Here is a 25460-nt window from a genome sequence, read left to right on the forward strand (position 1 = left end):
AAATGGTTATAGAGGCTCTAAAACAGATAAAAACAGCTCTAATGTTCCTGCTCGTTTTTTCTTTATTAACAGGCTTAATCTATCCTGCTGTAGTTACTGGATTAGCTCAAATATTTTTTCCTTATCAAGCAAATGGCAGTTTATTACGCCTCAACGACAAACTCATTGGTTCAGCTTTAATTGGACAATACTTTGATGCACCCAACTACTTCTGGGGACGCCCTTCTGCCACAGCTCCATTTCCTTATAACGCGGCTCATTCTACAGGATCGAATATGGGGCCTTCTAACCCTGAATTTTTGTCAATCGTAAAACAACGAGTTGATACCCTGCGCCAATTCAATTTGGAAGATCAAAATAAAATGGTCAATCAACTCATTCCCGTTGATTTAGTTACTGCATCCGCCAGTGGCCTGGATCCGGAAATAAGTCCGCTGGCAGCCTACTACCAGATACCGCGTATTGCCAAAGCGCGTCATATTTCAGAGCAAGAAATTCAAGATTTAGTAAATCAATTAATAAAAAAACGTACCTTGCATCTTTTAGGAGAACCACGAATTAGTGTATTGGAGCTTAATTTAGCTCTGGATCATATAAGGACTAATCAATGACAGACAAACGCCCAGATCCAAATGCATTACTACAACAAGTAATTGAAGAAGAGCAACAAAAACAACGTGGTAAACTCAAAATCTACCTCGGTGCCGCTCCAGGAGTAGGAAAAACTTATTCCATGCTTCATGAAGCAATGGGAGAGCAAGCTAAAGGATTAGATGTAGTAGTAGGCATTGTCGAATCTCATGGACGAATTGAAATTGAAGAAATACTTAAAAACTTCGTAGTTTTGCCCAAAATAACAATCGAATATCACGGTAAACAGTTACAAGAATTTGATCTGGATTCTTCTTTAAAAAGAAATCCGGGCTTAATTCTAATTGATGAAATGGCACATACCAATGTGAGCGGCGTCCGGCATAAAAAACGCTGGCAAGATATCAAAGAATTGCTCGACCGCGGTATTAATGTCTATACCACACTTAATGTTCAACATATAGACAGTCTCAATGATGACGTGTCACAAATCATTCATGCACCTGTTCAAGAAACAGTTCCTGATGCCATGATTGAACGAGCGAATACTATTGAGTTAGTCGATTTAGCTCCAGAAGATTTATTAAAACGTCTGTCCGAGGGCAAAGTATACGTCCCTAAACAAGCCCGACTTGCTGCTGAATTTTATTTTCGCAAAGGCAATTTAATGGCATTACGCGAGCTGGCATTACGTACTCTGGCAAAACGGGTAAATACTCAGGTACTTTTATACAGGCAAGGCCAAGGTATTAAACATATCTGGCCCATCATGGAGAAGATACTCGTTTGCGTAGGGCCAGGTCCGGAGTCACATAAATTGATTCGGGCAGCCAAAAGAATGGCCTCCAGTCTGCAAGCAGACTGGATTGCAGTATATGTAGACTCTACCCACGCTCAATTATCTACAATGCAACGAGATCAAGCCTTAAAAAATTTATTTTTTGCAGAGCAGTTGGGAGCTGAAACTCATATTTTAACGGGTTATGACCTTGTCAAAGAAATTATTAATTTTTCCCGTGCGCAAAATGTCACCTTGATTATGATCTGCAAACAGATTCGTACTCGTTGGCGAAATTTTTTCTTTCGCAGCCTGGCAGATGAAATTTTGCGTAACAGTGGTGAAATCGATGTATATACGATGACCGAACGAGTAAACAAATCAAGAAAAAAATCGCTTGCTAAACCTATGACTCCTTGGCTCTATTACCTTTTATCAACCAGCATTGTTGCAATCACAACACTCATTAATTATTTAATTTATCCTCTAGTAAATGATACAAGTTTAACCCTAACTTATTTAATTGGAATGACGTGTATTGCTTTACTAGGACGCACAGGACCTGCAATTTCCGGAATTATTCTTAGTATTTTGACATATAATTATTTCTTTATTCCACCCTATTATAGCTTCTTAATTTTCCAGTCAGATTATTTTTTTACCCTGGTTATGATGCTTATTATGGCAGTAATCATGTGTCAATTAACCTTGGTAACTCGTCGTCAAGCAGAAATCGCACGCCTTACAGAATATCAAACTTCAGCCTTGTATACTTTAAGTCGAAGGTTATCAAGAACACGAGGAATAGTCAGATTGCTGCGCACAGGAATTAATTATATTTCAGAAATTCTTCACTGCGAGATCATCGCCCTATTACCAAAAAATGGGCGTCTTGTTGTCCGTGCAAGAGCAAAATCACATCAAGATTTGGATGAAAAGGAATACAGTATTGCACAGTGGGTGTTCGAATTAGGGCAAAAAGCAGGATGGGGAACTGATACACTCTCCTTTTCCAATGCGCTGTTTATTCCATTACTCGGTGCGCGAGGTACCATGGGCGTTTTAAGAGTACAACCTTCTAAAAAGAACGATTTCACTACGCCCGAGAAAATACAGCTTTTAGAATCTTGTGCCAATCAAATTGCGTTGGCTTTGGAAGTAGACAGTTTGCAAGACGAACCAAATAAACCAACTAATCCCTCCACGTGAGATCACAATATTACAATTTCCAAAATTTCTACAATTTTTGTGATACACAGATTACTCTGGAAAATCATTCTAAATTACAATAGGATAATAAATATTTAGGTAAAAAGGATTTACCCATGATGATCGCAACCTTATTGGCACCCAACAATGAAACCCGGGTAGCCATTACTCCTGGCTCAGCAAAACACTTTATCAAATTAGGCTTCGATGTCGCTATAGAAAAGAACGCAGGACTTGCTGCAAGCTTCAAAGATCAGGATTACGAACAGGTTGGCGTCCAAATTCGTGATAAAAAAAACATACTCGAGACCGCCAATATTCTTCTTTGCATTAATGAACCCGCTCCCCAAGACCTGGAAGGCTTGTCTCAAGGTGCCTTGGTAATTGGTCATATCGATAATGACCCACAAAGCAAATTAATTAGCTGGTGCAAGGAAAAACAAGTAACCCTTATTTCAATGAACCTAATACCACGCATCAGTCGTGCGCAAAGTATGGATAGCCTATCTTCACAAGCAAATTTGGCAGGTTATAGAGCGGTTTTAGAAGCATGCTCAGAGTTTCATCGAGCCATTCCCATGATGATGACTGCTGCAGGGATGATTCAACCCGCAAAGGTACTCGTTCTGGGCGCTGGTGTTGCAGGTTTACAGGCAATAGCAACAGCGAAACGTCTAGGGGCAGTGGTTTATGCATTCGATGTACGGCGGGCAGCCAAAGAACAAGTAGAAAGTTTAGGTGCCGAATTTATTGAGGTAAGCCAAGATCAAGACAGTGAAACTAAAGGAGGTTATGCTTCGGAAGTCAGTGAAGAATATAAAAAACTTCAAGCAGAACTTATTGATCAATATGCCAAATTATCAGATATCGTCATTTCCACAGCTTTAATTCCTGGCCGAAAAGCTCCAATTTTAGTGGATAAAAAAACTGTAGAACAAATGAAACCTGGATCAGTTATTGTTGATCTCGCCACTTCACGAGGTGGGAATTGTGAAGTCAGCGCTCTTGATAAAACCATAAAATATGGTGAAGTTACCATTGTCGGACTAAGTAACCTTGCAGGACTGGTTCCAGCTACTGCGAGCGAACTTTATGCCAATAATCTAGTACATCTTATTAATCTCCTGGCGCCGACGCCTCCAGAAATCACATTAAACCCCAACGATGAAATCATTCAACAAGCAGTGCTTTGTCATCAAAATCAATATCTACCATTTCAGGCAATAAAGGAGACACAAAATGCATGAGATTAACACTCTAGGTGATCCATACATTACCATACTCACTATTTTCGTTTTGGCCTGCTTTGTTGGGTATTATGTTGTGTGGAAGGTCACCCCCGCCTTACATACCCCATTAATGTCCGTAACCAATGCAATATCCAGTATCATTGTTTTAGGGGCACTTATTGCTGCTGGAAGTCAGTTTATTGGCGACATCACCTGGATCGGTGGTTTAGCTATATTTATTGCCTCAATTAATATTTTTGGTGGATTTGTGGTAACCCAACGCATGTTGCGGATGTATAAAAAATAGGTAATAGCTCCTCAACGTGTCAGCTAGGAAGCTCTATCCAGAACGGAACTAAAACTGGAATTTTTGCAGTAAAACGCTGGATCTCAGGCTGCAATTTCTTAAGTTGGCTCAATAGAGGCACTACACAAAAATAAAATAGTTAGGGTCTGATTACATTTCGCTGGCTTGAGCCAAAATGTCCTGATTTTCGAGCACAAAAGCCCAGAAAATCAGCACATATTTGCCAAGATAGTACCAATATAAACAGGCCCTACGAAATTTAAGGATGATTTTTCATGACAACCCTGGTTCCTTTATTTTATCTCTTATCTGCCGTATGTTTTATACTGGCGCTAAAAGGCTTGGCAAGCCCTGCTTCTGCAAGACGAGGAAATCTGTTAGGAATTGCTGGTATGATCCTTGCAGTAGGTTCAACCTTGATGATGCCAACAACTTATCATCAGCCCTTACTCATTGGCTTAATGATTGCAGGAGGCATCATTGGAACTTATATTGCCGTCAAAATTAATATGACGGCAATCCCACAACTCGTCGCGGCATTTCACTCATTGGTAGGGATGGCCGCAGTTCTAGTTGCTTTTTGTGCTTTTCTCTCCCCTACTTCCTTTCATATTGGCGTCCCAGGCGCAATTGCCAAAGCCAGCCTTATCGAAATGAGTCTTGGCTTGATTATAGGAGCCATTACTTTTTCAGGTTCCGTGATCGCCTTTCTCAAATTGCAAGGCATTATGTCGGGCAAACCCATCAAACTCATAGGCCATAATGCAATTAATCTTATTATGGCCTTAGCCATCCTTGTTTTGTTGGTTTTGTTTTTTATTAACCAAACCCTCATGCTTTTTAGTATCATGGCCGGTTTTGCTTTTTTAATTGGCGTATTGCTCATTATTCCTATTGGTGGCGCAGACATGCCAGTAGTTATATCAATGCTTAACTCATATTCGGGGTGGGCTGCAGCAGGTATCGGATTTACGCTCAGCAACCATTTACTTGTTATTACAGGGGCCCTGGTAGGTTCGAGTGGGGCTATTCTGAGCTATATCATGTGTGTTGGAATGAATCGTTCCATTTTTAATGTAATTTTTGGCGGCATCCAATCATCGGCAGCTAATTCACAAATTAATGCAACAAATGAGTCACGTACTGTACGTCAAGGTAATGGTGAAGATGCTGCATTCCTCTTAAGTAATGCTAAAGATGTCATCATTGTTCCTGGATATGGAATGGCAGTCGCACATGCTCAACACGCAGTCAAGGAATTGGTTGATGCTCTAGAACACCGAAATATTAAAGTTCGCTTCGCAATTCATCCTGTCGCCGGTCGCATGCCTGGCCACATGAATGTGTTACTTGCAGAAGCCAATATCCCCTATGATAGAGTTTTTGAACAAAGTGAAATTAACCGTGATTTTGCAAGCTGTGACGTAGCTTATGTTATTGGGGCAAATGATATAACCAACCCTGCAGCAAAAACAGATCCTGGTTCACCAATTTATGGTATGCCCGTTTTAGAAGTAGAAAAAGCCAAAAACGTATTGTTTGTTAAACGAAGTTTAGCACCGGGTTATGCTGGCGTGGAAAATGATCTGTTTTACCATGATAATACGTACATGCTATTTGGCGATGCAAAAGCAATGACTGAATCTATTGCTAAAGCTCTGGAAAGCTTATAAACCGAATATAAAATAATAACCAGGGAAGCATGCGTTGACTTGGAAGTAAATTTATCAATCGGGTTGGTTTTTTTATCCATCCCGCTTGCTTTTAAGTAATGTTTGGGCTGAGCCCCTTCCCTATTCCTAGCTTTGATTTTCGTATCACCGAGAATAATATTAAAAAATTACCTCATCCTCATTCTTTTTTAAATTTATAGAGCAAATTATCAATAACTACACGCCCAAAATATTAATGTCACCAAAGCAGCTGAATATAAAATTTCTCTAAAAAATATAGAGCGATCATTTATTTCATTAATTCAGTATGTTTTATTATTAATTCAAACACGATGAAATGAGTTTTTCTATTAATAGACATTTTATCAAGCTTTGAAAATTGTGAATTTGAGATGGCTCTTTAATAACCCAAACGTGGTGGAATAAAACCTAGCCTCAAAAATGTTTGTCCTTCATTAAGAAAAACATCAATGATATTAATTTGCCATACCAATAAAATAAATGTATCTTAACTCGGTTATTATCATTGTGGAGTTATATAATGTTACGAAAATTTGGACTTGGCTTACTGTGTATTGCCGCATCTATAAGTACAAGCGCGTATTCTACGGAAAGTCATTTGCTCCAACGAGGAGTTACGATTGAATATGAATTACCTAGCAATGATCCGCAAATATTTCTTAATTACCTTTTCTGGCCAGTAGAAGCCAATTGTAAAATCACTACTGAAGATGAAGGAGATGAACTTTTAGTTGTGGCATTAGCTAAAAAAGGAAAAGTTAATGACATCAGTTTGTCAGCAGGAGAATCTTTACGAATCACTGTTCATCCAGGTGAAAATCTGAAGTTAAGTGCTGAATCTGGAGCAAAAGTTGAAATTACCAATTTCGGTGCGCACACTGTAAAAGCAACCTGCTCTGCTTAATACACCTTCCATTTTAGAAAGAGCATTTTATATTTATATATGTTGCCTCGGTGCAGCGAAGCGAAATCCGAAAATTTTGATCGCTGCAAACCTTGTTTTTTCTTCGTTGCAACCAGGCTAAAAATAATGTTTCCTATTCTCTAATGTTCCCGCGTTGCATGGAATTTAATTTTGGGATACCGCTCTTCAGCCATAGTCAAATTGACACGCGTTGGAGCAAGATACATCAAAGCATCACTTCCATCCAAAGCTAAATAGTCATGGGCTTTTGTTCGAAATTCACTCATGGCCTTATCATCATCAGAATAAACCCAACGAGCACAAGAAACATTTACTGCTTCATAAATACAATCTACTTTATATTCATGTTTCAAACGATGGGCTACGACATCAAACTGTAACACACCAACCGCACCCAGGATTAATTGGTTGCTATTTAATGGTCTAAATACCTGTGTCGCTCCTTCTTCAGATAATTCAATTAACCCTTTTAATAAAGCCTTACTCTTTAATGGATCCTTTAAGCGTACCAATCGAAACAACTCAGGAGCAAAATTGGGAATCCCCGTAAATTTTAATTGCTCACCTTGCGTAAAAGTGTCCCCTATTCGAATCGTTCCATGATTATGTAAACCGATAATATCACCAGGTAAAGCAATTTCTGTGTGTGAACGATCACCAGCCATAAAGGTTAACGCATTAGAAATTTGCACTTCTTTGCCAATACGCAGGTGGTTGATTTTCATTCCTTTTCTATAGGCTCCTGAACAGATACGCAAAAACGCAATCCGGTCTCTATGCTTCGGATCCATATTAGCCTGGATTTTAAACACAAACCCAGTAAAATTGTCCTCATCTGCTGATACAGTTCTCTCTTGAGCTGTGCGAGGTTGTGGACCTGGGGCAAAACGAACATAATCATCCAGTAACTCTTTGATTCCAAAATTATTAATTGCAGAACCAAAATAAACCGGTGTCATTTTTCCCGCTAAATAATCCTGCAAATTAAATTCATGGGAAGCCCCCTTAACTAATTCAATTTCATCGCGTAATTCCTGAGCACTATCACCTAATAGTTCATCCAGTTGCGGATTATCCAGTCCTTTAATTTGCATCGCATCTTGCTTTTGCGCATTCTTACCAGGCTGATATAAATAAACTGTGTCTTCATAGCGATGGTAAATGCCTTTAAAGCGCTTTCCCATGCCTACAGGCCAGGTAACCGGAGCACATTGAATCCCTAAAACGGATTCAACCTCATCAAGTAAATCAATGGGATCGCGGCCTTCACGATCCAGCTTATTAATAAAAGTCATAATCGGCGTATCACGCAGACGACATACTTCCATCAATTTAACGGTTCGATCTTCTACTCCTTTGGCAACGTCAATAACCATTAACGCTGAATCCACAGCTGTCAAGGTACGATAGGTGTCTTCAGAAAAATCCTCATGCCCTGGGGTATCTAACAAATTCATCACATGCTGATTATGAACAAACTGCATCACCGAGGTAGTAATAGAAATACCGCGTTCTTTTTCCATTTCCATCCAATCTGAAGTCGCATGTCGATCGGCTTTACGTCCTTTAACAGTTCCTGCCAACTGAATTGCACCTCCGAATAAAAGTAATTTCTCGGTTACGGTTGTTTTACCTGCATCAGGGTGAGAAATAATCGCGAAGGTTCGTCTTGTATTAAAATCCTGATAAAAATCGGACATGAAGCTCTCTAAATTAATATAAAGTTAACGTATGTAGTGAATTTTAAGACATTCCCGAACAAATACAAGACGAAGCCATTGTTTATCAGGCAAACAATGGCTCAAAAGCTGATTAAAATAGTCTTTATCCCTTAAAAACGTTATGATTTAAAAATAAATTTATAAATAATCCGCAAACCTGCACTAAATACCGATCGTATAGGAGAAATGGCTCACCATGAAACGTTGCACCTGGGTTGGAATTGATAAACCTCATTATGAACAGTACCATGATACGGAATGGGGTGTTCCTGTACATGATGATCATAAGCACTTCGAAATGCTCTTGCTTGAAGGTGCTCAAGCTGGATTGAGCTGGGAGACAATACTCAAACGTCGTGAAGGCTACCGCAAAGCATTCAAACAATTTGATCCAGATGCTGTTGCAAAGATGGCTGATGAGGAATTAAATGCCCTGCTGACTGATTCAGGAATTATTCGTAATCGTCTTAAAGTGTTCTCAGCTCGCAAAAATGCCTTAGTATTTCTAAAGATTGCACAAGAATTTGGATCCTTTGACCAATATGTCTGGAGATTTGTGAATGGAACTCCTAAAATAAATTATCCTAAAACGCTTCAAGAAGTTCCTGCGAGTACAACAGAATCGGATGCCTTATCTAAAGATTTGAAAAAAAGAGGAATGAGTTTTGTCGGCTCAACAATCATGTATGCTTATATGCAAGCAGTTGGTATGGTAGATGATCATTTAGTGGATTGTTTTTGTAAAAATAGAACATGAAATGCTTAGCCTGGATTCTGCTGGGTACACACGGGATTTCAGAAATACCTCACATCTGTTATGCGGCACTTAGGCTAAGCATCTATGCATTAGAAACTGTTATCCTGAACAATTAGGCAGTTTCTTGCTTCTTAAGTTCTGTGTAAAAATCGTTTGCCTTTTGTTCAATATAATTTTTACAGCCTGTGGGATCAACAAAGGGATTGTTTTGACCTTTTTGTAATAGTACATATTTATTCTTCAGATCAAACATTCCGGCATGCGATCCTAGAAAAATATCGCAACGCATTGACTCAAGTACCTTTATGGAGTGCTTATAATCTTCGGCAATTTTTGGATAAGTTATATTATCAACCAATTTATACCCAGGATTTACGCCAATACTTCCTATAATTACGGCCTGATATTGCTTGCCGTGATCTTTTAGTTTCATTGTCCAGGTGGTACAGCCTCTAGTGTGTCCAGGAGTCAAATGAGCAGTTAATACGGTCCCTCCTAATTCCACCCGTTCTCCGTCGTGAAGAACCTTATCCACAGTACTCTGAGTAAAATAAGTACTGGAATCATTAGCATAATGAAAATCAGATTTACCGCCAGACAGGATCACCGAAACATCCTCGTCCATAACCATATATTTTGCTTTTGTTTGTTGCTTAATTAATTCGCTACCGGCCGCATGATCAAAATGAGCATGGCTAATCAGCAAAATTTTAGTATCACTGAATTTAAAACCTAGTTTTTTTATACTTGCTTTAATCATGGGAACATTAGCCTCAAGATCACTATTGATCAAAATGTTCCCTCTCGGTGTGACAATCAGGTAGCTTGCGAGATCATCAGTGCCTACATAGTACAAGTTTCCAGCAATACGGAATGGGGGAAAAGGATTTGGCATTGGATATGCGAAGCTTGAATGGTTCAATACCATCATCAATGCGGTTAAACTTAATACTTTTTTCATGATAATAAAACCTAATGAGAATCCAGCAAAACACTGGCAAGATAATACTTGATTATGAGGAAACAAGATACAAATTGTTTAATTTTTTCAAAGAAAATTAAGCTGCTTTCAACTAATTAAGAATTGCCGACTAAAAAAACAGACATAAAAAGCGTTTTGCAGAGGCTCAACACCCCAAAATCTGATTGCCAACTGAATAGCTTTCTTTATAAAAAAACCTCTGTTGACAAGTAATTTTTGATTGGTTTAGACTTTTGCGGAAGTAATTTTTCCAAACCATTACTCTAAAATTTTATAATCATATCAGAAACTTAATTCATTATTAAAAGGACTTAAATGAAAAAAATTATATGCTTCGTGGCGTTTTTTGCTTCATATTCTTCTTTTGTCTATGCAAATTATTTAGCAACTCTCAATAATTCAGCAATTGTGATTAATTCTTGCCGGTACACTAAAACCAATCATCCGTTGGACGTTTCGATACTCAACAAAGGGTATTTTGTACTAAAACGCGGAAAAGGAAATGATCTGTATTATACCCGATATGGTTCCTTTTCTTTTGATTCAGAAGCTTATTTGATGACTCAAACTGGAGCATATCTTCAAGGCATTGATCCAGAGAGCCCTTTCGGTTCTTTAAGTAAAATTCAAATCCCAATAGAGGACTCGCGTGTTCAAGCAACTGATATGATCCAGGTACAATTAAACTTTGATGCATCAAGTTCAATAAACCAAGACCATCATATCACAGCGTCTGCTTATGACTCTATTGGCAACTCTCATGAGTTAAAAGCACATCTTAGAAAGATAGATTTTAATTCATGGGAAACAGACGTCACGATAGATATGATGAATATCGCAACTGGCAAATTAATTTTTAATCCCGAGGGTAAACTGATTGAGCAAGCGGGCCTAAAGGATATGGAATGGATTACGGAACAAGGAACGCAAAAAATTACCCTTGATTTTGAAGGCTCTACACAATATGCAACTCCTTTTCAAGTAAACTCATTATACGGAAATGGATATCCTCCAGGCTATATTAGCAGTATCTATATTAGCCCTGATGGTGAGCTTTATGTATTTTACTCAAGCGGCTTCCAGAAAAAATTACCTCTAAATATCGCTATCGCACTATTTGATAATCCTAAAAAACTGGATGAAATTATAGATAATTTATTTGTTGCAACTAAGTACTCTGGTCCTGGTGATATTCAACCGGCCTATGGGTATGGCGCATTTTTAAATGGGTATCTCGAAGAAGAAAGTTGTTTGTTCAAAAGTTAAAGAACGTGTTGAATACAACATTTTTCTAACTTAAAAGCAGCTTAAGCCTACAACAAAACATTTGCATGCAGAAGTGCTTTTATTCAATACACTTCTGCACATGTATTCATTAACGACTTTCATGCAATTTCGATGCGTGAAAATTTAAATGATCCTCGATGAAACTTGCGATAAAATAATAACTATGATCATAGCCTTCATGCATGCGCAAATTAAGCGCAACCTGAGACTTCAAACATGCAGCCTGAAATAATTCAGGTTTGAGTTGCTCTTTCAAATAAGGATCCTCAACGCCCTGATCGATCAAAATGCATTGATGAGGCCATCCCCTCTCAGCCATGAGTTCGCAAGCATCATATTCTCTCCATTGTTTCTTGTCTGTCCCCAAATAACCAGTAAACGCCTTTTGTCCCCATTGACATTGAGATGGGGCACAAATGGGAGCAAGCGCGGAAACAGAGCGATATTGCTTGGGAAATTTCAATGCCAAAGTAAGGGCTCCATGCCCTCCCATTGAATGACCAAAGATACCGCAAGCATGATGATTCAGTGGCACATGTTGCAGAAGCAAGTCTGGCAATTCCTCCTGAACATAAGTGGCCATATTATAATACTTGGACCAGGGTGCTTGCGTGGCATCCAGGTAGAATCCAGCGCCAATACCAAAATCATAACTATCCCTATCTCCTGGCAAATTAATTCCTCGAGGGCTTGTATCGGGAACAACAAGTGCGATACCTAAATGAGCAGCGAGGCGTTGTGCCCCAGCTTTAGTAATAAAATTTTGCTCCGTACAGGTTAATCCTGAAAGCCAATATAGGACAGGAACGCTTTGCTTTTGCGCATGAGGAGGCAAGAAAAGGCCAAAACGCATAGTACACTGAGTTACCTTGGATTGATGGGAGTAAACTCGTTGAATACCATCAAAACAATAATGTTCCTCAATAAGTTCAAGAGCCATTTAGTTTATCCCTCATAAGTGAGCACTGTACGAATTGACTGTCCTTGCTTCATTAGGTTAAAACCATGATTAATTTGTTCAAAAGGAAGAACATGAGTAATTAAATCATCGATATTGATTTTCCCATCCATATACCAATCAACAATTTTAGGTACATCAGTACGCCCGCGTGCTCCGCCAAATGCCGACCCCTTCCACACTCGACCGGTAACTAATTGGAATGGTCTGGTGGATATCTCCTTTCCTGAACCTGCAACGCCAACTATGGTACAAACACCCCAACCTTTATGACAACACTCCAATGCCTGGCGCATTAATTTGACGTCCCCCACACATTCAAAACTGTAATCAGCTCCTCCTTTGGTCAGTTCAACAAGATATGCTACCAAGTCACCATCCACTTCCATAGGATTTACAAAATCAGTCATTCCCATTTTTTCAGCCAAAACCTGTCGATTTGGATTAATATCGACACCAACAATCTGATTCGCTCCAACCATACGCGCAGCCTGTATGACATTAAGCCCAATACCACCCAAGCCAAAAACAACAACTCGAGAACCTGGAGTAACTTTTGCAGTATAAATTACGGCCCCTATGCCCGTAGTAACGCCACAACCGATGTAACATACCTTTTCAAAAGGGGCATCCTCACGAATTTTCGCAACAGCAATTTCAGGTAAAACAATGTAATTAGCAAAAGTTGATGTCCCCATATAATGGAATATTTTTTTTCCATTAAGGCTGAAACGGCTTGTTCCATCAGGCATCACACCCTGACCTTGCGTTGTTCGAATTGCCTGACAAAGATTGGTTTTTTGGGAAAGACAATAGTCACACTGACGACATTCGGGTGTATACAAGGGAATTACATGATCACCGGGTTTGAGAGAGGTTACTTCTGGGCCAACATCGACAATAATACCAGCACCTTCATGCCCTAAAATAGCCGGGAACATACCTTCAGGATCATCGCCTGATAAAGTAAATGCATCTGTATGACAAACCCCTGTGGCCTTAATTTCAACAAGGACTTCTCCCTTTTTGGGGCCTTCCAAATCCACTGTATCAATCACCAATGGCTTCCCAGCCTCATATGCTATCGCTGCCTTGACTTGCATCAAATCTCCCTTTATAAAAAAACTCGCCTTCAATAATCGTTATCACTGGATATTATTGAAAAAATACTACCTTAAATGAGATAATTTAAATGTAGATGACTACTTTAGCAATGAAAACTATACTTTATATTCATTTATTTCTTCCTAGTATTATTTTATACTTATAGATTAAACAAAAACTAAAAAGATTAAATAAAATCCAATTCATAGGTAACAGAGCATGATCATTCATAGTGAATTTAAGCCGCTTTGGTGGCTTACCAATAACCATGGACAGACTCTGTATCGAACTTTAACTCATCAAAGTAATACCTCGGTTGACTCTTATGAACGCCTGGAATTACCTGATGGAGATTTTATTGATTTAGCTTGGAAAACTAATGGATTAGACAACAATGCTCCTTTGATTATTCTACTTCACGGATTAGGTGGTAATATCAAATCGGCTTATGTTTCGACTTTATTCAATGCATTCAATAAATCAGGCTATCGAGCAGTTTTAATGAATTTCCGTGGCGCAAGTGGTGAGCCCAATCGTCTACCACGCGCCTACTACGGAGGCGATACCGCAGATTTGGATTATTTTCTAAATGTACTGGATGTTAGAGAACCCTCAACCAAAAAGGCTGTAGTTGGTATTTCATTAGGCGGCAATATACTCCTCAAATGGTTGGGAGAAATCTGCTCGCAATCTCTAATTGACGCAGCTGTTGCAGTTTCGGTACCCTTTCAATTGGAGACTGTGGTTCAAAAGATAAATAAAGGATTTTCCCGTGTGTATCAAGCCAGTTTGTTAGAAAGATTACGTACTGTATTTTTACAAAAGTTGGATGTTATCAATTGTCAGTTACCGCTTTCCAAACAAAAATTGTATTCAATAAAAAACCTTTATGAATTTGACGAGCAAATAACAGCTCCATTACATGGATTTGTTAATGCAAAAGAGTATTATCAAAAATCCAATGCGAGACAGTACTTATCTCAAATCGCCACGCCTACTTTAATTATTCATGCATTAGATGATCCTTTTATGACACCTGATGTCGTTCCAACAGTTGATGAGTTATCTCCAGATATCCTTTTAGAATTGAGTCAGCATGGGGGCCATGTAGGATTTATTGGTGAGAAAAAACAATTGTGGTTGGAGCAACGTATCCCTAATTTCTTAATGGATTATTTGTTAACTCCTTCTAATGTAGCTCAGTTCGCACAAATTAATTCATAACCTCTCCATAACGATTTGTTTGTTATGAATAAATTTTTGGTTCATGAGGATTATTCACATACCGCACTATCCAAAACAACATTAAACTCTGAGTGTGCCTGGATTACTTAAAAAGAGAGACCACTGTTTTTTTAAACGAATTAAGCACCGCTAACTTCCCTATATCTACTATTTGCCGCATCACTTTACCACTCCATTGTTTTCGCTCAGCTCTCCAACCTATAAAAAAAGCAGAAATGAGCAGCAAAAGGGTTGTCAGGTGATAGCGATTGATTGCACTCTCTGTAAAATACTTTTGATGTTCAATCACCTGGCTTTTTTGGGAGTGCAGCGTCTTACTCATTAATTCAATTTGCGCTATTATCTGCTTTCTCGAGTTTTTCATGTTCAGCACTCTTTTGCGAAAAATATTCTCTTGTTTTTGGAAAGCTCATACTATTTAAGTTCAAGGATAGATACTTAAGTAATCCTAGTAATAGGCCTCCATTTAGCAAAAAAACAAGAGAAATAGAGATCAGAAGACGATGAGAAGTCAAAAGAACCCAATGTCCTGAAACCAGGAATATAAGATAACCGATTAAGCACATCGCCGTTAACCAGACCGTAATTAACACAACAAACAACATGCATATATTTAACAATAAAGGAAAGATACTAAGCCCTGCTAGTCTTGCTTCAAGACGAATTAAAGAGCAAACTGTTTTAACAACAGATATTTTTGCAGCAATAAGAGCTTCTAACTGTTTTAAGGCTTCCATTATTTTTTCAGTAATCGAGATAACAAAAAGCCTATCCCTCCAGCAATTAAAACAGAAGTTAATGGATTTTCCTGTACCTTTTTCACTAAATGATCGGAATACTCCTTGACGCTTTCCTCTACTTCACTCACCTTGTGAACCCCTTCCTCGTACAATTGATTCGCCTTTCTTTTCCCTTCGTTTAATAATTGGCTTGCAGCTGCCTCAAGATGATCTTTAGGAGTATATGTTCTATCTTCACCGGAACTTTTCATGTTAATACCCTCCTTAGTAACAACGCTATATAAAAAATGTAACGAAAATAATATATTAAATATAGTTATTAAATTAAATAAATCAATAAATTAACTTTTATTTATTATGGCTCATTTTCCAAAATTTTTAAAAAGTTATTTTTTTATCAGTAAGTTAATAATTGTTCATCGAGCTACCATATTGACCTCAATCAAAAATAATGTACAATAAGTTTTCATTAATAATACTGATAAATAATAAAATGATACCATTGGCCCTTCTCAAAGATTTAGAGCAGTTAGAAGAAACTGCAAAGGTTTATCTCTATGGTAAAACTCATTATCTGACCGAACCAAAATCCTTTAACTTTTCGTTACTTAAAAGAGTCCAAATTTCAATTGAAGGATTGCCTTTAAATCAAAAAAAAATTGAGTTAATGGAACGTTATCAAAAAGTCTTTACACAAATCTCTAGTTTTCATCCTAAAATAATTTACTTGTCCGATTTTAATAATGAAATCAACACATATAAACCCTTGTATAAGCAACTAGCGTCGCTAGAACAACAAGCTATGACATTTTATAACAGTTATTTTAACGTCAATAAGCCCACTTTTGATTGGGACGGTTTATGCGACATCCGCAGTCAAATTTCCAATTTGAAAAATAGCTCAGATAAAATACAACTCATGCAGCTATTTGAGCATGGAGTATTAACAACTATTTCACAAGTAAGGCCTAAAACTTATTCTGAATTAACGTTTGAATCTGAATTAGAAGACTCATCCCAAGTAATCTCCTCAGATCGTACGAAATCTCGTTAGTAATTTTATAGAACTCATACGAGTTCTATATTTGCTCATCAAGATTGAATAAGCTCATCAAGAATCACATTCAGCCACAATAAGTAAATTATCTGCTTGAGGATCACGATTAATAAACTATATTTTATTTAAGTTATGATTTATTGAAAACATATGAATAAGGAGATAAGTATGTTGAATCTTGATACTGAAACAATTGGTGACCTTCTTTATAAGACACGGCAATTTCAGGCCAAGGAAGACGTCAGTTTTCCTGAGGTCACCGAAGAAATGGATTCACTCTATGTGTTAGCTGATTATCAAGATGATCCAGTTTATCAAGAAATAACAGAATTTATCGATAATTTACGACCCGATCAACAGGCAACCTTAGTTGCATTAATGTATTTAGGTCGTGGAGATTACACTGAGGATGAGTGGGAAGATGCCTTAAATTTCGCTCAGGATGAATTGACCGATCATACCGGGGAATATCTACTCTCCAGACCTATGGTCGCTGATGATATCGAGCGCGGATTGAACATACTGGGCATTTCGTATCAGGAATAGTACCCCAAGGGGTTGGTAATGCGATTTATTCATATCGGTACCTCAGGATGGGTATATAAAGGTTGGAAAGAGGTTTTCTACCCTAAGTCTCTTGCAGAAAAAGATGAGTTAGCATATTACACCAGTATCTTTAATACAGTAGAGCTTAATAGCAGTTTTTATCGCATACCAACCCCGAAATCGATTACAAAATGGAAAGAATCGACTCCGGATCAATTTATTTTTTCGTGTAAAGCCAGTCGTTATTTAACGCATATAAAAATGCTTAAAGAAGTTCAGGACAGTACTCATTATTTGTTGCAAGTACTTGAAGGATTAGAAGAAAAGCTAGGACCCATTTTATTTCAACTCCCACCGTATTGGCCTCTTAATCTGGAACGTCTAGAGAAGTTTATTAAAACGCTACCTGAATCATTTCATTACACATTTGAGTTTAGAAATAAAAGTTGGTTATGTCATGAAGTCTATGATTTACTCGCTAAAAACAATATTGCGCTTTGTTTTTATGATTACAAGGGATATCAGTGTCCAGAAATTATAACCAGTGATTTTATCTACCTACGACTACATGGACCACATCTCCAGCCGTATTGTGGTCATTATGAAGAAAAATCGCTTTTAAATTATGCCCATAAGTTTTCCAACTGGAGCAAAGAAGTTAAAAAAATTTTTTGCTATTTAGATAACGATCAAAAAGTGGTCGCTCCCCATGATGCGCAAGTATTAGAACGTTTGGTACGATTGACATGTAACAATCCTGAGCAATAATCATAATTTCAATGAGTGCACTCAAAGAATCGTGTTCAAGCGCAAAGATTGTTTTATGCTCCAATAATCTTCCCAGGGATCGCCCTTTAATTTTTCTAATCGCTGAGGTAATGTTTTAATTGTAAATTCGCTATCTCGTTTATCTTTACCCAGCTCATCCCAATGAATGGGTACAGCAACCGGTGCATGGGGTCGCGCTCTTGTAGAATAAGGGCTGATTGCCGTAGCTCCTCGTTGATTTCGCAAAAAATCAACAAATATTCTACCGCCACGCTTCGCCTTACTCATAGTACTCGTATATTGATTTGGATTAATTCGTTCCATAAACTCCGCAAAAACATGTGTAAAATTTTTTACCTCATCCCAATCATATTCGGGCTCAATAGGCACGACCACATGCAATCCTTTGCCCCCAGTTGTTTTTACAAAAGCAGTTAGTTTAAATTCATTCAAGTGCGTTTTAATTTCAAAAGCTGCTTTAACGATTGTTTCCCAATTTATTGATGGGCCTGGATCTAAGTCAAATACAATAAAATCCGGTTTTTCTATATGGCTAATTAAACTACCCCAAGGATGAATTTCCAAAACATTCATTTGTACTAAACTTAAAAGCCCCTCTATTGTATTTAAATAAACATAAGGTTCTTTCTTATTTTTAGTTTCAATAGGCATCGACTTTAAAACTTTTGGCGTTGAATCAATATAATGACGTTGAAAAAAACAATCATGCCAGTTTTCAGGACAACGAAGTAATGATAAAGGTCTATCCTTGATAAATGGCATTATGTATTCACAAACAGATTCGTAATAATTCAATAAGTCCTTTTTGGTAATACCATCTTCAGGATAAACAACTTTGTCAGGATGTGTCATTTTAATTTTAAAGGAATGAGTGTTGGCTTTTTCCATATTGACCTGCTCCATTTTTTTGCTTTTCTTTTCCAATAAAGCTTTATGTTCACGAAAAACCTCTTCAGGTTTTTTATCCAACCGCAGTCCTTTGAAGCTTGGGTGTCGCAAATGCCCCCCTTCTGTCCAATGAGTAAACTCGATCTCTGCCACCAATTTAGGTTGCACCCAAATCACTCCTTGAGCTCCTGGAATATTCTCATTAAAAGGCTTTTGTTTCACAGTAATTTTTTGTAATAAAGAAAAAATTTGCTTAAGCGATGACTCAGTAAAACCAGTTCCCACATTTCCTGTATAACTCAACTCTCCCTGCTCATTATAAACTCCGAGGTACAAGGCACGGAAATATTTACGAGAGCCTGTAGGTATGGAATATCCTCCAATAATAAATTCTTGTCGTAACAAACATTTGGCCTTAAGCCATCTTTTACTACGTCCTGATATATAAGGACTATCTATTTGTTTGGAGATTATCCCTTCAAGTCCAAGTTCGCAAGCGCGATGAAAAAGGAAACTCCCTTCACCGATAATATGCTCACTAAAACGAAGCGTCTTATCTTGCCCTTCCAACACATTTTTTAAAATAGCTTTGCGCTTTAATAAAGATAAGGTTCTTAAATCAAATTGATCGTAATACAAAATATCGAATAGATAATAAACAAAAGGAGCATTAGGGTTTACTTTAATTGTATTTTGTAATAATTGAAAATCTGATTTCCCCTGTTCATTGAGTAAAACAACTTCTCCATCTAATATAGCGTGCGGCAAAGTCAGTTGTTTAAGTGCGTCTACTACGGATAATAGCTCATTAGTCCAATCTTTGTTATTTCGTGATTTTAAACGGATCTGTCCATTATGAATCAACGCCATGATTCGATATCCATCAAATTTTATTTCATGAAGCCAATCTGAACTGTCGGGGGCATTATCTATCAATGTAGCCAACTGGGGAGCAACAAAACCGGGAAAAGCGCTGGCGCTTAAATTCTCGGAAAATTCTGGCCTACGCTTATTGTGCTGTTTTATTTTAGGACTTTTTTTTTATGCAACGCACCAGTTTCACTGTAGTGCACCCCTATTTGATCAATCGAAAGATTGGTCAGCACACTGTTTGGTTCCTCTTCGGTGATGTCATACTCTTCCAATTTACGGGCAAACTTGTCTTTAAATTTAATTAAAAACCAGTGCTCTTCATCCTTAAAACGCACTAAATCCCAGCGTCCCTTTAACTTTTTAGCCTCTAACTCAAAGCGTAAGTGTCCAGACTTATAAGCGTGCTCAGGATCTGCATCGAGAGATTTCCAAGTGCCTTTATCCCATAACATCACACTACCTGCCCCATATTGGCCCTTAGGTATTATTCCTTCAAAATAACCATAATCAACAGGATGGTCTTCTACATGCATTGCAAGACGTTTTACTGAAGGGTCAACACAAGGCCCTTTGGGAACTGCCCAACTGAGCAAAACCCCATTTAGTTCAAGGCGAAAATCATAGTGGAGATGGCTGGCCGCATGTTTTTGAATCACAAACAAAAGATCGTTTTCAGAAGAAACATTGCCTCTGGGCTCGGGAGTTTTATTAAAGTTTCTTTTTTTACGATAAGACTCAATACTCATGCAACTCTCCTTTTGGCATGATTACTTTAATTTTAAGAAAAATATTAAGAATTTCCACTCGCTTTGCTTGTTCACATAGAAAAGAGCTATACCCTTAGAACTGTTTACAAATAGTCTACTCTTTAATAAGAAATGTTATTTAAGGATTAAGAGAATGCCTAAATCAATTTGGAAAGGCGAGATTTCCTTTGGCCTTGTTTCGATACCTGTTTCTTTATATTCGATTGAAGAACATGATGAACTTAAATTTCATTTGCTTGATAAGAAGACGAAGTCCAGGGTGCATTATCAGCGAATTAGCGAAAAATCTGGCAAGGAAGTGCCTTGGGATCAGGTGGTGAAAGGATTTGAATTTGAAAAAGACCGCTATATCATTGTCGATGAAAAGAAGTTTGAAAAAGCCAGCCCTGATTTATTTAAAGCGATTAATATCGAAGAGTTTGTTGATTTTCAGGAAATTGATAGCCTATATTTGATGAAGCCTTATTACCTCATTCCCGAAAGCAAAAACAAAAAAGCATATGTCTTATTGAGGGAATCTTTAAAAAAAACAAATAAAGCAGGCGTTGCTAAAGTTATTATTCGCACAAAAGAATCAATTTGTTTAATCCTTCCTCATCAATATGCTCTACTTTTGTATTTAATTCATTTTAAAGATGAACTACGTGACGAAAACGAAATGGAAGTTCCCAAACAGGATTTTAAAAATTATAAAATTTCTCAGTCAGAAATAAAAATGGCCGTAACGCTAATCGATGAAATGACTGCCAAATGGCAACCTGAAAAATATCATAATGAATATCGAGAGGCATTGCAGAAATGGCTTGATCAACAAATTGCGAAACAACCCGCAATCAAAGCAAATGAAGAGCCTGAAATTGCACAAGAAAATTCTGCAGATGTAGTTGATTTTATTTCTCTCTTAAAAGAAAGCATGAGAAAAAGAAAATCAACCGAAACAGTAACTAAGAAAAAAAATTCATAAATCAAGAAAAAATCAGTTTGTCTTATCGCAACTACATACTTGTCAAATTGAGTCACTTCGTGCAAAGATAATTATTGGAACACTATGGAAAATATTTGTTGCCAACCTCATTTGAAACTCATGCAGAGGGGATGTGAGAGAATACAAACAAGCCGATGTACCTGATGTCCTATGAGGATTCGAGCATCGTATCGACAAAGCTCTGCAGCAGCGTTTCGAAAGAGGTCTAATTTTTTAGTAGCAATCTCGGAGGGACCTAAGATGACGCGATTATTTAAGATTAATAAAATTATAAACACAAGACGAGTAAACCATGTATTTAAAGCTTCTCCATCTCAGGTTTTACCTTCAGCCTCAAAAAATACATTAACACCGCTGCATGCAACAAAAAGAAGTGAAGCGACGACTCCCTCTTTGGCCGAATCACTGAACCCTCTCTTTTTTACAAAATTAAAAGCAGAAGAACATAAGCAATTTACCTCGAGAAAAAGACTTCGTTTCGAATACAAAGACAATTACAGTGCCGCACTCAACTTACCTTATTCGAACCATCAGCTCGTAACAAAGCATCAGGATCTAAATGCACTTCTTGCCATGTCCAAGGAACTTATTATCGAACATGCAAATCGACGTGTTGACTTATTTTTTTACACGTTAATTGCTTATTATAAAACCGGAATCTTACCAACTTATGGCCGTACTTCATTGCAACATGGTAGAGGACGTACTACACGCAAGAATATAAATATTTCTGAGGCCTGTCACAGCAGCTTCACGCCCTCATTACTTGATAAAACCATTTATCAAAATAATAAAAATGGAGAAAAGCATAAAAGTTTACTGTCTGATACACACCTTATGGATAATCTGAATTCAACTGTCGAGTTACCCCCATTTGTTAATGATCTGGATGATCTATTAGAAAATACGTGTAGAGAACCATGCTTAACTATTCTTCGTGACGTTTCCCTTGGAACAATAAATCCAATTGAAGGATTGACTCAGTTTCTGAATATGATGAATAAGGTTTTAAACGATCTTAAAAAAGAGGCTGAAAATAAAAATCAATCGGCTTTATCACAGCATTCACTGATGAAGCATAAGCCGATTAACCCAAATCTGATTGAGCTTGTACTAACTGGAACACTATCAACCACCTATTGCTTGCAAACAAATACTGCTACAGATGCTTACATCCAACTCTTACTAAGAATGACGCCAGAAGAAAAAACAGCCTGCCAAGACGCGGGCAATAAAGAAAAAGTGTATATCAAGAAAGCGATGGAATTACAAAATGAAATTTTACAAACGAAACACAGCAAACATCCATCGCAGCAGTAAAGAAAAACATATTTCTTAATCTATATCAGTTCTTTTAGATATAGATTCAGTTAGCTAACACTCATTGATTGTACAGAGCAATCAGTCCAACAATTTAATTCGCTCAATATACTTTGTGATTTTATTTTTGAATAAATTAAAAATATTTGCTCAGTTAAGATTTTTTTAATGTTTATTGTGTAAAGTTCGCCTATTTCGTGAATGAGAGGTTAGTCACATGCAAGCGAAACTTGAAGACAATAACGTGTTTAAGGAAATATGTTCTACAGAAAATACTTATAATGCATCATTGAAATTTTTGCATTTATCATTGTTGATCCAATTACAATTTGATGAACACACTTTGCTAAGGAAGTTTTACACTCTTATCGAGCAATTAATTGACGTTTCTGATAAGTTAATTCTAAATGTAGAGAACGGTTTAGCAAATACAGACAATCCAGGGGCTCGTGAAGTCTTGAAATTGGATCGTTTAAGTCTATTGAGTCAGTTTTTTGAACTGTATAAATCATACAGTACGCTATTTGATGAATACGCCCTGGCATGTAAATCGAATCCAGAGCAGTTTAAACAGATTAATTTTTATATGACTCAAAATAGCGGTACTAGATTAGGTTTTGAAAGTCATTTAATTATGCCGATTCAACGGGGTCCTAGATATGAATTACTCATTAAAGAAATTCAAAAACATAATATAGGTGATGAATTTAATAGAAGTGAGTTTTCTTCATTAGAAGATCTGATCAATGATCGCTTAAGTGATTTCAGCAGTAAGAAAAAAACAGAGCCCAAGAGCGAATCGAGAGATTCTGAAAAGCATCCTTATCGCTTTGGTGATTACACACGTTATTATCTCTTTGGATATATAGATTCAACAGCACCCGATAAAGATAGTGACTTGTCTCATCTTGAAAAAGATAGCGAAATGATTGAAAAATCAGAAACTTTAAACGAAAAGCACATCGAAGAACACGCTACTTCTTCTGAGGCGCGGGGTTATAGATTTGGTGATTTAACCCGCAGATTGATATGGGGAACCAACAATCATTCCCAAGTAGAAAACACCACAGTTGCCCCTGGCCAAGTAGAATCAAATCAAGTTAATACAGAGCAAGAAAAAGATTATGGTTTTGAATTAACTTCATGAATAATTCAATGTGTTGGCAACATAAATTTACCCCGAATGGAGTTGGGGTTGGTCACTTTAAACTTCCAAATCAATAAATTTAATTTGATATGAGTTACCCTTTCCTTGATATGCATAAAGAACAGCTAATCTTGCTAATATGACAACAGGAATATATCAGAAAAATTGAAATGTTAAAAATACTAAGCAATAAAAAAATAATATCTGATGAAGAATTTGAACAACTCAAAACAAATTATTAACTAACCTTAAAGATAGTTTAAATGAAAAATTAAAATCAAATGAACACAAGGTTTAGTAAATACATTTATTTAGAATCCTAAAATCCCAATACACTAGTTAGAAACCTGTACCCTTCCAAACGTAGTTTTTACAATAATTAAATTGATTAGGCAACGTCCCTAAAGTTTTTTTATAGGATTTTCCAAACTGAATCTGAGCACGGAGTTTTCAGGTTACTTCGATTTGCCCCCTCTCCATCGCTAGGAATTTGAGTAGTATGATGATGCCCTTTTCGCGGGACGAGGGTTGGGGAGAGGGAATGTTACGGATGGTTATTGACGATGGGATGTGGTTTCGTTTAGAAAAGTTGCTTCCAAAGCCCAAAGGACGTCATGGTAAGGATGATCGCTTGTTTATGATGTTTGGGCTCATGAACATTGTGATTTTTTTTGGCTGATAAGGCTTATGATATTGATAGTTTTCGTCAGGCGTTAACCGAGGGCGGAATAAAGGCTGTTATTCCAAGCAAAAAGCCTCATTTATCACCTGGTAAGAAGTTAAATTCAGAATTGATTAATCTAATTCTTGATTTGCGTGTCAACCGTAATTTGGGCGCCAGGCGTATCCAAACTGAATTGATTAGATTGCACAACTATTCGCTTTCTTTGGCGAGCATTCATAAAGCACTAACTAGCAACCAAGCACAACCAATAAAAAAACTTAAGCGGAAAAAAAAATTTAAGCGTTATAGTCGTCCTATTCCTGGTGAACGTATCCAGATGGATACCTGCAAAATAGCACCAGGAATTTATCAATATACTGCTGTTGATGATTGTTCTCGTTGGCGTGTACTAGAGATTTACAAACGCCGCACAGCCACTAACACACTACATTTTTTAGACTTGGTTCCGGAGCAATTTCCTTTCCCTATACAGCGTATTCAGACGGACAGAGGATTAGAATTTTTTGCCGAAAAAGTTCAGCTAAAAATGATGGAACTAGGTATTAAATTTAGACCAAATAAGCAAGCTTCTCCTCATTTAAACCGCAAGGTAGAGCGATCACAAAAACAGATCTTGAAGAGTTATACGCTATTACAGACTTACCTGACTTCGAAACTCTCAGAGAAGAGCTAGCTCAATGGCAATTTTTTATAACTGGCAGCATCCTCATGGTTCACTAAAAGGAAAGCCACCCTCGGCTATCGTGGTTGAATTAAGCGAAATAACTCCCTTCAGTGAAGAAGTGAATAATAACTATAAAATAGACAATGAACGCATCCAAATAGCCAATTCTCATACAGATTTGATCATGAAAAAATTGAAAGGATCTCTATGAA

The 25460-nt window shown here is 37.4% G+C and carries 25 protein-coding genes and 1 pseudogene; 17 read left to right on the top strand and 9 right to left on the bottom strand.

Annotated elements, in window-relative coordinates:
- Positions 1 to 2: 2 nt before the first annotated feature.
- The 6 genes from kdpC (at position 3) to BW930_RS13785 (ending at position 6712) form a co-directional block, all read left to right on the top strand.
- Positions 3 to 611 (top strand): potassium-transporting ATPase subunit KdpC, encoded by a 609-nt coding sequence (kdpC, locus tag BW930_RS13760; protein WP_058468964.1) that lies wholly within the window; start codon positions 3 to 5, stop codon positions 609 to 611.
- Entirely contained in the window at positions 608 to 2578 is a 1971-nt protein-coding gene (locus tag BW930_RS13765) for a DUF4118 domain-containing protein (RefSeq protein WP_058468963.1), read from the top strand. The genes kdpC and BW930_RS13765 overlap by 4 nt, the downstream gene beginning before the upstream one ends.
- A gap of 116 nt (positions 2579 to 2694) precedes the next feature.
- Positions 2695 to 3825, top strand: coding sequence for a Re/Si-specific NAD(P)(+) transhydrogenase subunit alpha (locus tag BW930_RS13770; RefSeq protein ID WP_058468962.1), 1131 nt, complete (start codon positions 2695 to 2697; stop codon positions 3823 to 3825).
- Positions 3818 to 4114 (top strand): proton-translocating transhydrogenase family protein, encoded by a 297-nt coding sequence (locus BW930_RS13775; protein ID WP_058468961.1) that lies wholly within the window; start codon positions 3818 to 3820, stop codon positions 4112 to 4114. Before BW930_RS13770 ends, BW930_RS13775 begins: the two co-directional genes overlap by 8 nt.
- A gap of 275 nt (positions 4115 to 4389) precedes the next feature.
- Positions 4390 to 5787, top strand: coding sequence for an NAD(P)(+) transhydrogenase (Re/Si-specific) subunit beta (locus tag BW930_RS13780; protein WP_058468960.1), 1398 nt, complete (start codon positions 4390 to 4392; stop codon positions 5785 to 5787).
- Between the two features lie 541 nt (positions 5788 to 6328).
- Entirely contained in the window at positions 6329 to 6712 is a 384-nt protein-coding gene (locus BW930_RS13785; RefSeq protein ID WP_058468959.1) for a hypothetical protein, read from the top strand.
- 140 nt (positions 6713 to 6852) lie between these two features.
- Here BW930_RS13785 and BW930_RS13790 read toward each other — a convergent pair whose 3' ends face one another.
- On the bottom strand, positions 6853 to 8433 hold the full coding sequence (locus BW930_RS13790; RefSeq protein ID WP_058468958.1) for a peptide chain release factor 3: 1581 nt from the start codon (positions 8431 to 8433) through the stop codon (positions 6853 to 6855).
- Positions 8434 to 8650: 217 nt separating this feature from the next.
- On the opposite strand from BW930_RS13790, the gene BW930_RS13795 reads away from it, so the two are divergent.
- Positions 8651 to 9211, top strand: coding sequence for a DNA-3-methyladenine glycosylase I (locus BW930_RS13795; protein ID WP_058468957.1), 561 nt, complete (start codon positions 8651 to 8653; stop codon positions 9209 to 9211).
- Between the two features lie 112 nt (positions 9212 to 9323).
- Here the strand turns inward: BW930_RS13795 and BW930_RS13800 are convergent, their stop codons facing one another.
- Positions 9324 to 10172 (bottom strand): subclass B3 metallo-beta-lactamase FEZ-1, encoded by an 849-nt coding sequence (locus BW930_RS13800; RefSeq protein ID WP_058468956.1) that lies wholly within the window; start codon positions 10170 to 10172, stop codon positions 9324 to 9326.
- Between the two features lie 336 nt (positions 10173 to 10508).
- Here BW930_RS13800 and BW930_RS13805 point away from each other — a divergent pair, with 336 nt between their 5' ends.
- Positions 10509 to 11459 carry a flagellar hook-basal body complex protein gene (locus tag BW930_RS13805; RefSeq protein ID WP_058468955.1) on the top strand — a complete coding sequence of 317 codons (951 nt, stop codon included), beginning with the start codon at positions 10509 to 10511 and terminating at the stop codon, positions 11457 to 11459.
- 109 nt (positions 11460 to 11568) lie between these two features.
- On the opposite strand, the gene fghA is transcribed toward BW930_RS13805, so the two are convergent.
- Complete coding sequence (fghA, locus tag BW930_RS13810) at positions 11569 to 12420, bottom strand: S-formylglutathione hydrolase (protein ID WP_058468954.1); 852 nt, start codon at positions 12418 to 12420, stop codon at positions 11569 to 11571.
- 5 nt (positions 12421 to 12425) lie between these two features.
- Positions 12426 to 13541: an S-(hydroxymethyl)glutathione dehydrogenase/class III alcohol dehydrogenase gene (locus BW930_RS13815; protein ID WP_058468953.1), complete on the bottom strand. Its 1116-nt coding sequence runs from the start codon at positions 13539 to 13541 to the stop codon at positions 12426 to 12428.
- A 220-nt stretch (positions 13542 to 13761) separates the two neighbouring features.
- Between BW930_RS13815 and BW930_RS13820 the strand changes: the two genes are divergently transcribed.
- Complete coding sequence (locus BW930_RS13820) at positions 13762 to 14766, top strand: hydrolase (RefSeq protein WP_058468952.1); 1005 nt, start codon at positions 13762 to 13764, stop codon at positions 14764 to 14766.
- Between the two features lie 103 nt (positions 14767 to 14869).
- Here the strand turns inward: BW930_RS13820 and BW930_RS13825 are convergent, their stop codons facing one another.
- From BW930_RS13825 to BW930_RS13835, 3 genes are read right to left on the bottom strand one after another with little or no spacing between them, the layout of a single operon-like run.
- The gene (locus tag BW930_RS13825; protein ID WP_058468951.1) at positions 14870 to 15151 is read right to left on the bottom strand and encodes a hypothetical protein; all 282 of its coding nucleotides are present in this window, start codon (positions 15149 to 15151) and stop codon (positions 14870 to 14872) included.
- Positions 15114 to 15524, bottom strand: a complete 411-nt coding sequence (locus BW930_RS13830) for a hypothetical protein (RefSeq protein WP_058468950.1) — start codon at positions 15522 to 15524, stop codon at positions 15114 to 15116. Before BW930_RS13830 ends, BW930_RS13825 begins: the two co-directional genes overlap by 38 nt.
- A complete protein-coding gene (locus BW930_RS13835) occupies positions 15524 to 15778 on the bottom strand; it encodes an ElaB/YgaM/YqjD family protein (protein ID WP_058468949.1) in 255 nt (84 codons plus the stop codon). The genes BW930_RS13830 and BW930_RS13835 overlap by 1 nt, the downstream gene beginning before the upstream one ends.
- A 242-nt stretch (positions 15779 to 16020) precedes the next feature.
- Here BW930_RS13835 and BW930_RS13840 point away from each other — a divergent pair, with 242 nt between their 5' ends.
- The 3 genes from BW930_RS13840 to BW930_RS13850 all read left to right on the top strand — a co-directional run bounded on the left by BW930_RS13840 (position 16021) and on the right by BW930_RS13850 (position 17898).
- Positions 16021 to 16581: a hypothetical protein gene (locus tag BW930_RS13840; protein WP_058468948.1), complete on the top strand. Its 561-nt coding sequence runs from the start codon at positions 16021 to 16023 to the stop codon at positions 16579 to 16581.
- A 171-nt stretch (positions 16582 to 16752) separates the two neighbouring features.
- Positions 16753 to 17130 (top strand): DUF3775 domain-containing protein, encoded by a 378-nt coding sequence (locus BW930_RS13845; protein WP_058468947.1) that lies wholly within the window; start codon positions 16753 to 16755, stop codon positions 17128 to 17130.
- 18 nt (positions 17131 to 17148) lie between these two features.
- Positions 17149 to 17898, top strand: a complete 750-nt coding sequence (locus tag BW930_RS13850; RefSeq protein WP_058468946.1) for a DUF72 domain-containing protein — start codon at positions 17149 to 17151, stop codon at positions 17896 to 17898.
- Positions 17899 to 17919: 21 nt separating this feature from the next.
- On the opposite strand, the gene ligD is transcribed toward BW930_RS13850, so the two are convergent.
- Both ligD and BW930_RS17200 read right to left on the bottom strand, forming a co-directional pair.
- Complete coding sequence (gene ligD, locus BW930_RS13855; protein WP_349267183.1) at positions 17920 to 19752, bottom strand: DNA ligase D; 1833 nt, start codon at positions 19750 to 19752, stop codon at positions 17920 to 17922.
- A 77-nt stretch (positions 19753 to 19829) separates the two neighbouring features.
- Entirely contained in the window at positions 19830 to 20426 is a 597-nt protein-coding gene (locus BW930_RS17200) for a DNA polymerase ligase N-terminal domain-containing protein (protein WP_165481623.1), read from the bottom strand.
- Between the two features lie 154 nt (positions 20427 to 20580).
- Here BW930_RS17200 and ku point away from each other — a divergent pair, with 154 nt between their 5' ends.
- From ku to BW930_RS13880, 5 genes and pseudogenes are all read left to right on the top strand, one after another.
- A complete protein-coding gene (gene ku, locus BW930_RS13860; RefSeq protein WP_058468945.1) occupies positions 20581 to 21411 on the top strand; it encodes a non-homologous end joining protein Ku in 831 nt (276 codons plus the stop codon).
- A gap of 261 nt (positions 21412 to 21672) precedes the next feature.
- On the top strand, positions 21673 to 22752 hold the full coding sequence (locus BW930_RS13865; protein WP_058468944.1) for a hypothetical protein: 1080 nt from the start codon (positions 21673 to 21675) through the stop codon (positions 22750 to 22752).
- 217 nt (positions 22753 to 22969) lie between these two features.
- Positions 22970 to 23899 (top strand): RhoGEF domain-containing protein, encoded by a 930-nt coding sequence (locus BW930_RS13870; protein WP_058468943.1) that lies wholly within the window; start codon positions 22970 to 22972, stop codon positions 23897 to 23899.
- 499 nt (positions 23900 to 24398) lie between these two features.
- Positions 24399 to 24578, top strand: a complete 180-nt coding sequence (locus BW930_RS13875) for a hypothetical protein (protein WP_058468942.1) — start codon at positions 24399 to 24401, stop codon at positions 24576 to 24578.
- 67 nt (positions 24579 to 24645) lie between these two features.
- Positions 24646 to 25459: pseudogene (locus BW930_RS13880) on the top strand (DDE-type integrase/transposase/recombinase); the annotation flags it as partial.
- Between the last annotated feature and the right edge of the window lies 1 nt (position 25460).

Origin of the sequence: Fluoribacter gormanii, assembly GCF_900156395.1 — a bacterium.
Lineage (GTDB): Bacteria > Pseudomonadota > Gammaproteobacteria > Legionellales > Legionellaceae > Legionella > Legionella gormanii.